Origin of the sequence: Bartonella sp. AA1HLJMS (assembly GCF_042197445.1) — a bacterium.
In the GTDB taxonomy this organism is placed as follows: Bacteria; Pseudomonadota; Alphaproteobacteria; order Rhizobiales; family Rhizobiaceae; genus Bartonella.
In genome coordinates, this window is sequence record NZ_JBHIRW010000002.1 from 14115 (window position 1) to 28807 (window position 14693).

Annotated in this window: 12 protein-coding genes; 6 read left to right on the plus strand and 6 right to left on the minus strand. The window is 36.7% G+C overall.

Annotated features, from left to right (window positions below; genetic code table 11):
• The first annotated feature begins 1 nt into the window (after position 1).
• The 3 genes from ACFIQE_RS01245 (at position 2) to ACFIQE_RS01255 (ending at position 1520) form a co-directional block, all read left to right on the plus strand.
• Positions 2-562: an invasion associated locus B family protein gene (locus ACFIQE_RS01245; protein WP_273790632.1), complete on the plus strand. Its 561-nt coding sequence runs from the start codon at positions 2-4 to the stop codon at positions 560-562.
• A 327-nt stretch (positions 563-889) separates the two neighbouring features.
• On the plus strand, positions 890-1183 hold the full coding sequence (locus ACFIQE_RS01250) for a YggT family protein (RefSeq protein ID WP_375621162.1): 294 nt from the start codon (positions 890-892) through the stop codon (positions 1181-1183).
• 22 nt (positions 1184-1205) lie between these two features.
• Positions 1206-1520: a DUF167 domain-containing protein gene (locus ACFIQE_RS01255; protein WP_375621163.1), complete on the plus strand. Its 315-nt coding sequence runs from the start codon at positions 1206-1208 to the stop codon at positions 1518-1520.
• 53 nt (positions 1521-1573) lie between these two features.
• Here ACFIQE_RS01255 and ppa read toward each other — a convergent pair whose 3' ends face one another.
• From ppa to mgtE, 3 genes are all read right to left on the minus strand, one after another.
• Positions 1574-2104, minus strand: coding sequence for an inorganic diphosphatase (gene ppa, locus ACFIQE_RS01260; RefSeq protein ID WP_273790629.1), 531 nt, complete (start codon positions 2102-2104; stop codon positions 1574-1576).
• Between the two features lie 68 nt (positions 2105-2172).
• Complete coding sequence (typA, locus tag ACFIQE_RS01265; protein ID WP_375702777.1) at positions 2173-3999, minus strand: translational GTPase TypA; 1827 nt, start codon at positions 3997-3999, stop codon at positions 2173-2175.
• Between the two features lie 1265 nt (positions 4000-5264).
• Positions 5265-6641, minus strand: coding sequence for a magnesium transporter (gene mgtE, locus ACFIQE_RS01270; RefSeq protein WP_375621166.1), 1377 nt, complete (start codon positions 6639-6641; stop codon positions 5265-5267).
• Positions 6642-7189: 548 nt separating this feature from the next.
• Between mgtE and ACFIQE_RS01275 the strand changes: the two genes are divergently transcribed.
• Positions 7190-9214 (plus strand): M3 family metallopeptidase, encoded by a 2025-nt coding sequence (locus tag ACFIQE_RS01275; RefSeq protein ID WP_375621167.1) that lies wholly within the window; start codon positions 7190-7192, stop codon positions 9212-9214.
• A gap of 162 nt (positions 9215-9376) precedes the next feature.
• Here ACFIQE_RS01275 and ACFIQE_RS01280 read toward each other — a convergent pair whose 3' ends face one another.
• Both ACFIQE_RS01280 and ACFIQE_RS01285 read right to left on the minus strand, forming a co-directional pair.
• Positions 9377-10453: an SGNH family hydrolase gene (locus ACFIQE_RS01280; RefSeq protein WP_375621168.1), complete on the minus strand. Its 1077-nt coding sequence runs from the start codon at positions 10451-10453 to the stop codon at positions 9377-9379.
• A 14-nt stretch (positions 10454-10467) separates the two neighbouring features.
• Positions 10468-11727, minus strand: coding sequence for a lytic murein transglycosylase (locus ACFIQE_RS01285; RefSeq protein WP_375621169.1), 1260 nt, complete (start codon positions 11725-11727; stop codon positions 10468-10470).
• 266 nt (positions 11728-11993) lie between these two features.
• On the opposite strand from ACFIQE_RS01285, the gene ACFIQE_RS01290 reads away from it, so the two are divergent.
• Positions 11994-12884 carry a UTP--glucose-1-phosphate uridylyltransferase gene (locus ACFIQE_RS01290; RefSeq protein WP_375621170.1) on the plus strand — a complete coding sequence of 297 codons (891 nt, stop codon included), beginning with the start codon at positions 11994-11996 and terminating at the stop codon, positions 12882-12884.
• Positions 12885-12923: 39 nt separating this feature from the next.
• A complete protein-coding gene (locus ACFIQE_RS01295) occupies positions 12924-13916 on the plus strand; it encodes an SIS domain-containing protein (protein ID WP_375621171.1) in 993 nt (330 codons plus the stop codon).
• A gap of 276 nt (positions 13917-14192) precedes the next feature.
• On the opposite strand, the gene ACFIQE_RS01300 is transcribed toward ACFIQE_RS01295, so the two are convergent.
• Positions 14193-14552 carry a hypothetical protein gene (locus ACFIQE_RS01300; protein WP_375611849.1) on the minus strand — a complete coding sequence of 120 codons (360 nt, stop codon included), beginning with the start codon at positions 14550-14552 and terminating at the stop codon, positions 14193-14195.
• Positions 14553-14693: the final 141 nt, after the last annotated feature.

The window sequence follows — 14693 nt, forward strand, 5'->3', positions numbered from 1 at the left end:
AATGAAAAAGTTATTTAATTTACTTATAGTTTTTACTCTCTTGAGTATTTCATCTGTTGCATTTGCAACAAGTTCAAAGCCTCCTGCATCAAAAGATGCGGCAGCGACATTGCCAAATGGAGCTTCTTCTTTGACTGAAACCTACGGTTTGTGGACTATTAACTGTGGTATACAAGAAGGGAAAAGAATTTGTTTTATGCACCGTCAAGAAGTGAATGAGCAGGGGCGTGTTGTTGTGGCTATGGGCCTTACTCTCGATGCTGAGGGTGTTGTATCTGGTAATTTAACAGTTCCTTTTGGCATTTTGGTTTCTAAGCCTGTTCGTTTACAAGTTGATGAGGGAAAAGCTGTTATCGAAACCGGTATCCGGACTTGTGTACCAGCAGGTTGTGTGGTTCCTGTCGTTTTTGACAAAAATCACGTAGCAGCTTTACGTTCTGGAAAACAGTTAAAGTTGGCAATGACAATTGCTGCTGCAGGTGAACCAGCTTTGAATGATTTATTTGTTCAGCTAGATGGTTTTAGTAGTGCTCTTAATCGTTTGACTGCTTTGCAGAAATAATTTTAGAACTAGAAGCGGCCTTTAAAAGGCCGTTTTTAGTTTGTTTGTTTTTTTATAATTAATAATTAAAACGATGAGATTTAAGATTAATCCTATAAGGGATATTCAGATTTTTTGCCGTTTCTTCTATTTTATGTGCTATTTTTAATTTTGATATTTGTTTTCTAACTGCATCGTCATTAAATAGAGAGATGAAGAATTTAGATGTCTGGTTTTTATTCAAGAAAAAAGAGTATTGAAATATAAAACCATTTTTTGATACACAGACCTGCTTTAATGAAGGTTTTCTATACGCTCTTCTGTTTCCTTGATTGAAAGGGATGACGCATGATTTATGCATTGCTTCGAACGATTGATTTGATTTTTGAGATTTATATTGATATTTTAATCGCTAGTGTCATTTTTTCTTGGCTTTATGTCTTTAATATCATAAATTCACGCAATCGCTTTGTTGTTTTGATAGGAAGCTTTCTATATCGTTTTACAAATCCCGTTCTAAGCCGTATCCGGAAAATTTTACCAAATTTGGGAACGATTGATATTTCACCTATTGTAGTGTTCATTATTATTTATTTTATTCGTGTTTTCATGTGGCGCGTTTACGCAAACATATATGTATAGAAATATTACTTGAGGCGAATACATGTTTTATCAAGTTGATAAAAATAACTTGATTTTGTTTGTATATCTCATTCCCAAATCATCCGTTGACAAAATAATAGGGATTGAATGTAGGGATGGTGAAAAACAATATCTGGTTATACGCCTTCGTGCTGTTCCTGAAGATGGAAAAGCGAATAAAGCTCTCATTAAATTTCTTGCGAAGCAGTGGAAGATTTCAGCTTCTTCTATTTCTCTGAAAAGCGGCGCAACATCTCGCTACAAACAACTTTACTTTTCGACACATTTAGAAGAATTACAGCAGATATGGCAATCCTTTAGAGATTGCATCTCGTAGAAAAAATAAAGAATAAAGCCTATTTTTAAATAGGCTTTATTTTATTAAAATCGTTATATTTTTTTATTGCGTTCAACAGCTTGCTTAATTAATTCATGAGCAAAGTTTTTATCACGCCACCCTTCAATTTTGGCCCATTTCCCAGGTTCCAAATCTTTATAATGCTTGAAGAAATGTTCGATTTGTTTAAGTGTAATCTCAGGCAAGTCTGTGTAGTCATGAATATTGATATAGCGTTTTGTTAATTTTGTAGTGGGAATGGCAATAATTTTTTCATCTTTACCACCATCATCTTCCATCATTAGAGCTCCGATGGGGCGAACATTGATAACACAACCAGGCATAAGTGGACGGGTATTACAGATAAGGACATCAATAGGATCACCATCATCTGAAAGCGTATGAGGGACAAAACCGTAATTTCCAGGATAAACCATTGATGTATGAAGAAAACGGTCAACAAATAATGCACCCGACTTTTTATCCATCTCATATTTTATTGGTTGACCACCAAGGGAGACTTCCACAATAACGTTAATATCTTCTGGTGGATTTTTGCCTACGGGTATTTCCTTAATATTCATAGAGACATCCTTTCTGGAATATAGTGAGGCTCAATACAATTAAATATTTTACCAAAGAGATTATGAAATTAACTTGAAATTGATGTACGTGTTTTTTCAAAACGTTTACGTTCATTAGGATCAAGATAGAGTTTGCGGAGACGAATATTTTTAGGGGTTACTTCCACAAGTTCATCATCTTGTATCCACGATAAGGCGCGTTCTAATGTCATTTTAATGGGAGGCGTTAACTTTACGGCCTCATCTTTTCCAGAAGCGCGCATATTGGTGAGTTTTTTCCCTTTTAAGACATTGACTTCTAAGTCATTATCTCGTGAGTGGATGCCAATAATCATACCTTGATAGACTTTCACACCCGCATCGATGATCATAGGTCCACGATCTTCAAGATTAAAAAGAGCATAAGCGACAGATTCACCGTTGTCATTTGAAATCATAACACCATTAACACGACCAGCAATGTCTCCTTTATAAGGTTCATAAGCATGGAAAAGGCGATTCATAATTGCTGTACCACGTGTGTCCGTTAAAAGTTCAGATTGATAACCAATGAGTCCTCGGGTTGGTGCATAAAAGACAAGGCGGACACGATTACCTCCAGAAGGACGTAATTCCACCATTTCGCCTTTACGTTCAGACATTTTTTGTACAACAGTACCGGAATATTCTTCATCAACATCGATAACAACTTCTTCGATTGGCTCAAGAGTTATTCCATTTTCATCTTTTTGCATAACAACACGTGGGCGTGAAACACTAAGTTCAAATCCTTCACGGCGCATATTTTCAATGAGAACTGCAAGCTGTAATTCTCCTCGTCCTGAAACGTAGAAAGAATCTTTATCGGCTGATTCTTCAATTTTAAGAGCGACATTGCCTTCTGCTTCTTTTAACAATCGGTCACGAATGACACGACTTGTTACTTTATCGCCTTCAGTTCCAGCAAGGGGACTATCGTTGACGAGAAAACTCATAGTAACAGTAGGAGGATCAATTGGTTGGGCAGTAAGGGGTTCATTGACAGTAGGGTCACAGAAAGTATCAGCAACGGTACCTTTTTGTAGACCTGCAATCGCAACAATATCACCAGCACTTCCTTCTTCAATAGGTTGCCGTTCTAAGCCACGAAATGCTAAAATTTTTGAAATACGCCCAGTTTCTAAAAGTTTTCCATCTTGTCCAAGAACCTTGACATTTTGATTGGGTTTTAGAGAGCCAGAATGAATCCGTCCTGTAATAATTCGTCCCAAAAACGGATCCGCTTCAAGAATAGTTCCAATCATGCGAAACGGTCCTTCTGCTACACTAGGAGAAGGGACATGCTGCGTCACAAGATCAAATAAAGGACCTAATCCCTGATCTTTTGGTCCCTCTGGGGCTTCAGCCATCCATCCATCGCGTCCAGATCCATAAAGAATAGGAAAATCAAGCTGTTCATCGGTTGCGTCAAGAGCAGCGAAAAGGTCAAAAACCTCATTAATGACTTCATCAACGCGTGCATCCGGTCGGTCAATTTTATTAATAGCAACAATAGGGCGCAATCCTACTTTCAATGCTTTGCCAACGACAAATTTTGTTTGTGGCATTGGTCCTTCAGCAGCATCAACAAGTACAATGGTTCCATCAACCATATTGAGGATGCGTTCAACTTCTCCACCAAAGTCAGCGTGTCCTGGTGTATCAACAATATTAATTCGAGTATCTTTCCAAACAACAGATGTCACTTTCGCTAGGATTGTAATTCCGCGTTCTTTCTCAATATCGTTTGAATCCATCATACGTTCGCTTGTACGCTGATTATCACGGAAGTTTCCTGATTGCTTGAGAAGCCCGTCTACAAGCGTTGTTTTCCCATGGTCAACGTGGGCAATGATGGCAATGTTACGCAATTGCATAAATTTTCTTCTTTTCGTTTAATGAAATTTCATTTGAGGCAAAGTCTTTACATTCTTTGCCTGACTATTAAAAAACCTTTTACATGTTTTTTTATAATTTTGGAAGATGGAGGCAATATTTTTATGGCAAAACTATTTATCCAAGTCTTTAAGGCTCTATTGAGCTTCAATTTCTGAAGCTTCGTAAAAGTTTTTTATAGTACGTATGTTCTATTCTCGAGCTAAAAATTATCCCAAAAATCACAGTCAATTTGATTTTTATCAATATGACACAAGAAATTTATATGAATTCTTGTAAGAGTAAGTAAGTATAAAGCTAGCGATATTGTTGTTGTTGTTTTGCAAAGAGATTGATAAAAATCCGGAATATCTCTTAATCCATAGCCAATTTATTGACAACTTTACAATATTTTTATTCTAAATAAAGCTTTTTCTTATTCCATAACTTGTCAATCAAAATCCAGATCTAATGCAACCGTGTATTTGAGGTAAATATTGAGAAGATTAAGAATTTTATAAGAAGTTCTAGCTTTTGTATGCCAGATTAGGGCAAGAGTTATATCTGTTTGATTTATTTATGAACTCGGAATACAGTCTTATTTAGAAAGAATATGAAGGCATCCAAAGAAAATTCCCATCTTTGCCGTTAATCCAATTTATGATTTCAAAAGCATCTAAAGTAATATCTTTTAAACCATGGAGATAGTGCATTGCCTTACACTTTTGTTAATTGCACTCTCTAATAGGAGTATGCTTTTCATGCCAAACAGAACACTTTAAACAGAATATACTTTTTGTTGCATATTTATGTACTTAAGAGAGATTACTTAACGTACACTACATCCATTCCATGATAGGGCTCATAAATGATATAACATACGCGAATAGTATACTATTAACGCCTTTGTGAAGAAATATAAAGCCTGTTGAGTATCATCATTATTATTCTTTCTCAGCTGTCAATATTGCGCCAGTTTTTGATACGAGAGAGAGGATATAAGAAGTATTTTATTTTTTCTTGAATAGTTTTTAGCCATACACCGATCTCGTTTGTGACTGGCAAGAAGATGACTTTAATCGATTTAATATGAGAAGCTTTATGATGAGGTAAAATTACGTTATTCGGAGCTGTTATTCAAAAAAATAATAAATTATCTATAGAGCGGTGTGCTAGAAAATAAATAATAAAGCTTATTCTCTTATGGAAAGAATCTTAGGTTACATGACAAGATTTTTCCATAAGTAAGAGTTTTTACTTTACATGTTTAAAGAAGAGTTCCTGACAAAATGAGAGAAGCTACAGAAAAGTAGATTATAATGCCCATGACATCTACTAAAGTTGCCACAAAAGGAGCAGAAGCACTTGCTGGATCAAATTTTAAACCTTTAAGAATAAAAGGCAACATAGATCCAGAAAGAGAACCAAAGGTAACGATTCCAACTAAAGCTGTACCCACTGTTGTCGAAATAGCAATCCAATGTTGGCCATAGTCGTAGATACCTAGTTTTTGCCAAAGAGCAATGCGCGTAACACCAATAATTCCTAGTAAGAGACCAAGGGATAGTCCTGTTGGAATTTCACGAATGATCACTTTCCACCAGTCTTTCAACGTGAGTTCACGTAAAGCCAATGCACGTATAATAAGGGATGTAGCCTGTGAGCCGGAATTTCCTCCTGAGCTCATAATGAGAGGTATGAACAGTGTAAGAATAATCGCTTTTTCGAGTTCTGTTTCGAAATGTTGCATAGCGCTTGCTGTCAGCATTTCACCGATAAAGAGTAAAGCGAGCCAGCCTCCGCGTTTTTTCATCATTTCAGGAAACTTAATTTGCATATAGGGCTTATTAAGTGCTTCCATACCCCCAAATTTATAGGCATCTTCATTCATTTCATCGACCATAGTATCAAGCACGTCATCAACGGTTACAATGCCAATGACATGGTTACTTTCATCAACTACAGGCACAGAGAGAAGATCATGGCGCTGGAAAAGGCGTGCGATATCTTCATGATGTGTGAAAGGTGATATTGTAATGGGCGAGTCATGGGTAGGGACATTAAGAATTTGTTCATCAGGTGAGGCAAGAATAAGGTTACGCAGGGAAACAGCTTTGAGAAGAGTACCTGTTTTGGGGTCAATTACATAGCTGGTATAAACTGTTTCACGTGTTCGCTCGACCTCACGAATGTGATCCAAAGTTTTTTGTATGGTCCAGTTTGAAGGAACGGCTATAAACTCTGTTGTCATCAGTGCTCCTGCTGTATGATCAGGATAACTGGTGAGTTTTTTAAGTTCAGCGCGCGTTAAGGGGTTAAGCAAGGCATAAAGTCGTGTACGGGTTTTCTTATTCATTTCTTGAAAGACGTCTGCAGCAGCATCAGCAGACATGCCGTCAAGAATTTCAACAGCACGATTTATAGGGAGAAGTTCTAGGATGGCAGCAGGTTGCTCAAGCTCTGGTTTATCAAAAAGTTCGATAACATAATCAAGAGGCAGAAGACTAAGAATAGTTACACGTTCCATGATATCGAGCTCATTGATGATATCAATAGAGTCTGCAAAATGCTGGTTCTTTAACTTTTCAGCGAGAGCTTCAGGAGAAAAATTTTTGAAGTCGAAGGCCGTTTTGATTTCAGTCATGATAAAGTACCTCCTGAAGAGTTGGAGAGTTGTAAATCTAGATAATAGATGAGATAAAAACAAAAGTTTATGGAAGATTTAAAAAAACTCCCCAGCTATATTCCCAATTGTTAATATTTGAAGTAAAGTCAAGGGTAAATTGTAAGTTATAAACAAGTTTCTGAATCACTAAAACGAGAATACAGCTTAATTTGAGGATAATATAAAAACGTAAATGTAAAAATCAGTTCTGATTTTACCATCATTTCTTTAATGCAGTTTGCGATTTTCAAAAGAATCTACAGCAATATTTTATAAAGAGTGGAGATTATGCTTTTCTCCAAGTGTTTTTGTTAATATGCAATTCTATTGTGATGTGCGAGCGAATAATCTTTATTGCTTCAATATAATATGGTTTGAATGAAAGAACTTTACGATTTTCAGGTTTTTTATTCAATAGCGTTTTGAAAGGTAGTTTTGAAACTCACGAAATAGTTTTAGTATGTTATCAATTTGTGTCGTAAAGATAATTGTTACAGTTTAAATTTATAATGGAGACATAAAGTATTATGACAAAAGCAGCAGTGCTGGACTGGAAGGGATTTTCAGGTCTTCCTGATTTTTCTTCTATAAGTGACGAAGATTTTAAACCCGCTTTTGAACAGGCACTTCAAGAAGCAGAAGAAGAACTAGAGGCAATTGCGATGGTGCAAGAACCACCAACGCTTGAGAATTTTTTGCAGCCTTTTGAGCTTTGCGGCAAAGCGCTTGATCGTGTCTGTTCAATATTTTTCTTACGCACCAGTGCTCATACGAATGTATTAATTCAACAGCTAGAGCAAGAGTTCGTTGTAAAACTTTCTCGTTATTCTTCAAAAATGATGATGGATGCGCGGATATTTGCGAAAATAGATGTACTTTATAAACAGTCGCAGCTGGGCACATTTGAGAGTGAAACAACACGTGTTCTTGAATTATGGTGGAAAAAGTTTGTTTGTCATGGGGCAAAACTCGATGAAAAAGCTAAGAAACGGCTTTTGGAAATTAATGAAAGACTTGCTTTTTTAAATGCTACTTTTGGACAAAATGTCTTAAATGATGAAGCTGAATGGATTCTGTTTTTAAAACAAACAGACTTATCTGGTTTACCGCAAGATCTCATTGCTTCAATGAAGGAAATTGCGTGTGAAAGAGGCAATGAAGAAGCGTATGCATTAACACTAGCACGTTCGATTGTTGAACCTTTTTTAAAATTCTCTGATCGTCGTGATTTGCGTGAGGTTGCATTCCAAGCTTGGGCTAAACGTGGTGAAAATAATAACAAGAATGATAATAAAACAATTATTGTAGAGATTGTTGCGCTTCGAGATGAGCAGGCTAAATTATTGGGATATAAATCTTTCGCAGATTTGAAGCTCGATAATACTATGGCTAAAAGTGTTGATTCCGTTATGGATTTGCTTATGCCTGTATGGAAGCGCGCAAGAGCGAAAGCTTCTACTGAGCAAATTGACTTACAAAATTTTGCCAACAATCAGGGCAGCAATGAATCTTTAGCTGCTTGGGATTGGCGTTATTATGCTGAAAGACTTCGCACTGAAAAACTTTCTTTCGATAGCGCTGAGATTAAATATTATTTTCAGCTTGATCTTATGATTAAAGCGGCTTTTGGGGTAGCCGAAAAACTCTTTAGCATTACATTTGAAGAAAAAAACGCTGTTACACTTTGGCATCCTGATGCACGTTTGTGGGAAGTAAAAAAGTCTGATGGAAGTCTACTTGGGCATTTTATTGGTGATTATTTTGCGCGTTCTTCAAAACGCTCCGGTGCGTGGATGAGTAGTTTGCAATCACAACATAAATTGGATGGCGGACAAAAGCCTATTATCTACAATGTTTGTAATTTTGCTAAACCACCTAAAGGGGAAGTTGCTCTTTTATCACTTGATGATGCACGTACGCTTTTCCACGAATTTGGACATGCATTGCATGGTTTGCTTTCTGATGTCACATGGCCATCTGTGTCGGGAACATCTGTTTCACGTGATTTTGTTGAGCTACCTTCTCAACTTTACGAACATTGGTTAACAGTACCAGAGATATTAAAATCTTATGCTATACATACAAAAACAGGTCATCCTATGCCACAAGAGTTGATAGATAAAGTCTTAGTAGCACAGACATTTAATGCAGGATTTTCTGCCGTTGAATTTATCTCATCAGCTTTAGTGGATATGGCTTTTCATCAAGGCGAAACAGTCACTGATCCAACAGTGTTTGAACGCCAAGAATTAGAAAAGCTGCAAATGCCTGATACAATTATTATGCGTCATCGTCCCCCACATTTTATGCACGTGTTTGCGGGAGATGGTTATGCATCTGGTTACTATTCTTATATGTGGTCGGAAGTGCTTGATGCTGATGCTTTTCAAGCTTTTGAAGAAACGGGAGATGTTTTTAATTCAGAGCTTGCTGATAAGTTGAAACGTTTTATTTACTCCGCTGGAGGAAGTCGTGATCCAGAGGAGCTTTATAAAGCTTTTCGGGGACGAATGCCTTTACCAGAGGCAATGATTAACAAACGTGGACTATAAGATATAACGGTATGGTTAACACCATGCCGTTTTCATATTATTCGAAAGGTACAGTTGCGATTTATGCAAATTTTCTCTTCATTATAGCTCTGTAAACAGAGTTTTTTATCTTATTCGCTTTTTGTTTATAGAGGAAAATAGATTTTGTATTTTAAATAGACATTATGGGAAAGAAAAATTATCAGCTCGATCTTTTTGATGCCCATTTGGTGGAAACCATGATTTTTTTATAAAACTTGACTTTCTTTTGCCTAAAAGGTGAGTGTTTTTTTGTACCATATCATCGAGGCTCATTGGAAGCTGACGCATAATTTTACTCCGCTCTTGATTCTCTGATTCTTGTATAAGTTTTTGAATAGCTTTATCGGTTGAGTATGAATTTTCATGAGAAAAGGCGTGAAAATTTAAAATATTTTTCAATGGTTTTTCTAAATAAGAGGCAATTTTTTTCTTTCCTTCAGGGGTGAAATGCATGCCATTATTGGTGCGTAATTTGGTTGTTTTTCCATTAATATCATAGCCTGAAAAAGAAAAAATTCCTTCTTCATCACTAAAGCCGCTCCAGATATCGAGAAAATACCCTCCTGCTGTTTCTGTTTCTTGTTTATAGAGCGCATTAAAAATTTTCATTTTTTGTGTCAAAAGGTCATTTCCAAAAGAAGGTTGACCTATCCATATCCATGATTTTCCAGAGGCGTGAAGACTTTCAGTAATTTCGATAATTCTTTGTTTGTAGATGCGTATCCATTCTGACTGATCTGTGTTAATCATGTTATGAGAGACTGTGATGGGTTGATTATCATTTGCACCGATCATCATGATAATAACATCGGGGCTATTTTGGTCAATGAGTTTAGAAATATTGCTTTGCCAAGAATAATAATCCGTTCGAACTAAGCCGGAAGCTGGTATTGTGTTGTTCATGATAACGATATCGCTATTATTTATAAAAAACTTTTTAAGTGCATCGGCAACAGCGGAGGCTGCAAAATCCCCTACAACAAGAATGCGTTTTGCATTCTCATTTTTTAGCTTTTGTATGTTTTTTTGTGTTACGATTTTTTTTTGCGGCTTGTCTATTTTTTGTTCTATAATTTGCGGTGGCTGCTGTGTCTGTTTGTTTTGTTGTGATAACCATTTGAAGAAGTTCGTTGCTTTACTTGGAGATGGCTGTAAGATCCCCACAATAGAAAGTGAAAACAGCAATAATGTCAAGTATATCAGGCGAAAAGAAGACAAAACCTTAGTCTCCATTATTGTTTGCGAAGGATAAAAAGCACTTGAGATGATGGATATCCATTTTCTTTTAGACCGTAATGCAGCTGAAAAGCTTTGATTGCTTTGCGAGAGGCTGTTCCGATTTGTCCATCAATATCTCCTTTATAATATCCCAATGCACTTAAGCGAGATTGCAGTTCTTTGCACTCTTGGAAGGTAATAGGCTGAAAAGGTCTTTGCCAATCATGCACTAATCCAAGATGTCCAGCAATACGATCAGCAAGAAGGGAAACAGCAAACGCATAACGATCTGCATTATTATAATGTTTCAGAACAAAGAAATTTTTTGTGACTAAAAATATAGGTCCTTTTGCTCCATCTGGATATTTTAATATTGCTTGTTCAGCTGATGTAGGAAGAGGGTGCCCATTTGCGTGTTTTACACCTAATTTTTTCCATTGTTCAAAGGAATACCAGCCTTCAGGAAGGTTTTTCCCCTGTGGCACTTTTACCTCTACTCCCCAAATAAGATTAGGTTGCCAGCCATTTTTGTGGAGAAGGTTAGCAGCAGTAGCCAGAGCATCTGGAACAAAGTTCCAGATATCACGCCGTCCATCTTGATTTATATCAACAGCATAGGCGAGATAACTGCTTGGAATAAATTGTGTATGTCCCAATGCTCCGGCCCAAGATCCAGTGAGTTGAGAGCGTTTAATTTCACCACTTTGTAGAATTTTCATAGCAGCAATCAGCTGTGTATATGCGTATTTTTCGCGTTTTTTATCGGCATAGGCTAGGGTTGCAAGTGAGCGAATGGCATCACGCATTACACTTTTATTGGCTAAAATTTTCCCATAATTGCTTTCCATTGACCAAATAGCAAGCAGAATATTACGGTCAACACCAAAACGTTCTTCAATTTGAAGAAGCCATTTGTTCCATTTTTTTGCTTGGCGCCGTCCTTCCACAATTGCGATATCATGGACACGATTATCGAAATAGTTCCAGGAAGGAGCAACAAATTCCGGTTGGTATGCGGCGCTTTTTAGAACTTCAGGATCAATGGCATTAACACCTTTAAACGCCATATGAAACGTAGAAGGGGTAATATTGTGAGCAATAGCTATTTTTTTAAATTCTTTAATCCAGTGTTTAAATCCGCTATCAGCATATGAAAGGGATATAAAAAACATAAAAAAAGCAGAAAAAATAACGGCAGAGACAGTGAAAAGAGTTCTCCAAGCTATTGACTTCTCTTCTAAAAAAGAGAAAGTCTTCAATTCTGTTTTTTGCATTTTGAAATCCCCATTAATATTCAATTCATTAGATGTGCAATAACTTTATTTTGTATTTAGTTTAATCGATAATATGATCAAGAAGAGGAAAAAACTGAAATAAATAATTCGTTTTAATCCTTTCAATAAATTCTCAGACTCTTTTTACATTTTTGATTGCCCATTATAATGATAATCAAAACAATAAGATATCTTTTTTACCATTTCGTAAAAACATATGATAAATAAAACAAAAAAGTTATATGAATTCATTGAGGAGGGTGAGTGTGCGTAAAATCCGGAAAGCAGTATTCCCAGTAGCAGGTCTTGGTACGCGTTTCCTTCCTGCGACAAAAACGATTCCTAAAGAAATGCTAACAGTTGTTGATAAACCTGTTATTCAATATGTTGTGGATGAGGCGAGGGAAGCTGGTATTGAGCATTTTATTTTTGTGACTGGACGTAACAAAGCAGTCATTGAGGATTATTTTGATGCGCAAGTTGAATTATACACGACACTTGCTGAATGTGGAAAGAAAGAAGATCTTGCACACTTATACCGTTTACAGCCATTACCAGGGTCAACTTCTTTCACTCGGCAACAACAACCTTTGGGATTAGGGCATGCTCTTTGGTGTGCGCGTGAATTAGTTGCAGGGGAACCTTTTGCTTTATTATTACCCGATATGTTGATACAGGCGAAAAAGGGCTGTCTTTCTGAAATGATGAGCCTTTATGAAAAGGTGGGTGGGGGGAATATTATAGCAGTTCAGGAATGCGATCCTAGAGAAACACATAAATATGGTATTGTTGGGAAAGGCAAACAGATTGCAAATGGTTTTGAAATCACAAAAATGGTAGAGAAACCGGCACAAGGAACGGCACCATCAAATTTGTACATCAATGGACGTTATATTTTGCAGCCAGAAATTTTTAATATTCTTTCCACTCAAGAACGGGGAACAGGAAATGAAATTCAATTAACAGATGCTATGATACGGCTTTCAAATGAGCAAGATTTTTGGGGTTTGCAAGTAAAAGGGCGCACTTTTGATTGCGGTTCTAAAGCTGGTTTTATTGAAGCCAACGTTGCATTTTCTTTGGCACGCGCTGATATGCACAGCCACGTTTCTGCTTCATTGAAAAATTTACTGGAAACCATTAATGTTGAAAAGTGATATAGATCTCTCACTTAATTTTATTGATCGAATTTGATTATGACAATACCGTCTCCTCATATGGCTTTGCAAGGTGCAGTAGCATCAGCGCTTAAAACACTTGCTAGTGAAAAGCAGGGGCTTGAAGCTCTTGAAAAAGCTCTGCTGGAAAGTCTTTCTTCTTCTTTTGAAGCGGCTGTTCAAACTATTAGAAATGCGCGTGGACATGTGGTCATTACTGGCCTTGGAAAAAGTGGTCATATAGGGACAAAAATTGCAGCAACCTTAGCCTCAACTGGAACACCTGCCTTTTTTGTGCACGCTGCAGAAGCCAATCATGGTGATCTTGGTATGATTGGCTCTGATGACGTTATTCTTGCTTTATCATGGTCTGGTGAAACTCAAGAGTTAAGTGGTATTATGAGTTATGCGGCGCGTTTTCGTATTCCCCTTATTGCGATGACATCAAGTAAGCACTCTGTGTTAGGACGGCAAGCTGATATTGTGCTATTATTACCAAAGATAGAAGAGGCTTGCCCCCATGGTTTAGCCCCTACAACTTCAACAATTATGCAATTGGCAATGGGAGATGCATTAGCGGTTTCTCTTTTAGAAATGCGTGGTTTTACCGCAACGGATTTCAAAATATATCATCCTGGTGGTTCTCTTGGTGCAAGCCTTAAATACGTGTGTGATATTATGCATGAGGGTGATAATATTCCTTTGGTTATGCAGGGAACAGCTATGACTGAAGCGATGAATGTTTTGGTGGAAAAACATTTTGGTTGTGTTGGTGTTGTGAATCAAGAAGGTGAACTAATCGGAATTGTAACTGATGGCGATCTTGCACGTAACATTCATTTTAATTTATCAAAATTTAATGTTGACGATGTGATGACCAAAGCTCCTAAAGTTGTAAAGCCAAATACACTTGTTGGTGCAGCAACAGCTTTTATTAATGATCATCAGATTGGTGCATTTTTTGTGGTTGAAGATAAAAAACCGATAGGAATTGTTCATTTTCATGATCTTTTGCGCATTGGAGCTGCTTAGATTAAAGTTCCCTATCAAATAAATGTTATTTTAGGTTGAAATAGATTGCAGGATACAAAGTTACAATTTTATTGTGAGGTGGCTTTACTGATATTTTGTGGAAGAAAATGATTATTTTACGCATTTCATAATGTTTAGAAAATTTTCAGGGTAAAGATTATACCAGCCTCTTTGCGTATTTTAGAGAGGATTTTCTATCAGGAGGAGAAAGGATATCGCCTCCTGCTTAATGTGTGTGCTCCCTCTGTTCTTAAGAGAGGTTTCCCTTGTACTTTGTTAAGATTTCCGCTTAAGGAAAAACTGTGCTCCTGTATGTGAGGTGCAGAGAAGTTGTGTGGCGTCATATGACATTGTACAATTGACTCTAGAAATTGTTCCACGGAGAATAGAGCGTATTTCAATTTCTATATTTTGGGCATTGAGATAATTATATGCTCCTTCTGATAGTTTTTCTTCTGTATCTGCTGCATGCGTTTCAAAAACACCATTGTGGAAAGAAGAAATAATACCATTCTCATCAACCCATTTTCCATCAATTCCAGTTGGCATATTTGAGTTATAATATCGCGAAAAGTTACAGGCACTTAACAGCAAGGCGGTAATTGTAAGACATAAAATATGATAGGTATGTTTCATTTATTGCACTCTATTTAGATTATTTTGCTCTCTAGTTTCTATAACATTATTAAATTACCCCATGAGTCAATATGAAAAATTTGATAAAAATCAATGAAAAAGCAAAAAAATGGAAAAAAATGCCTTAATGTTGTATTTAAT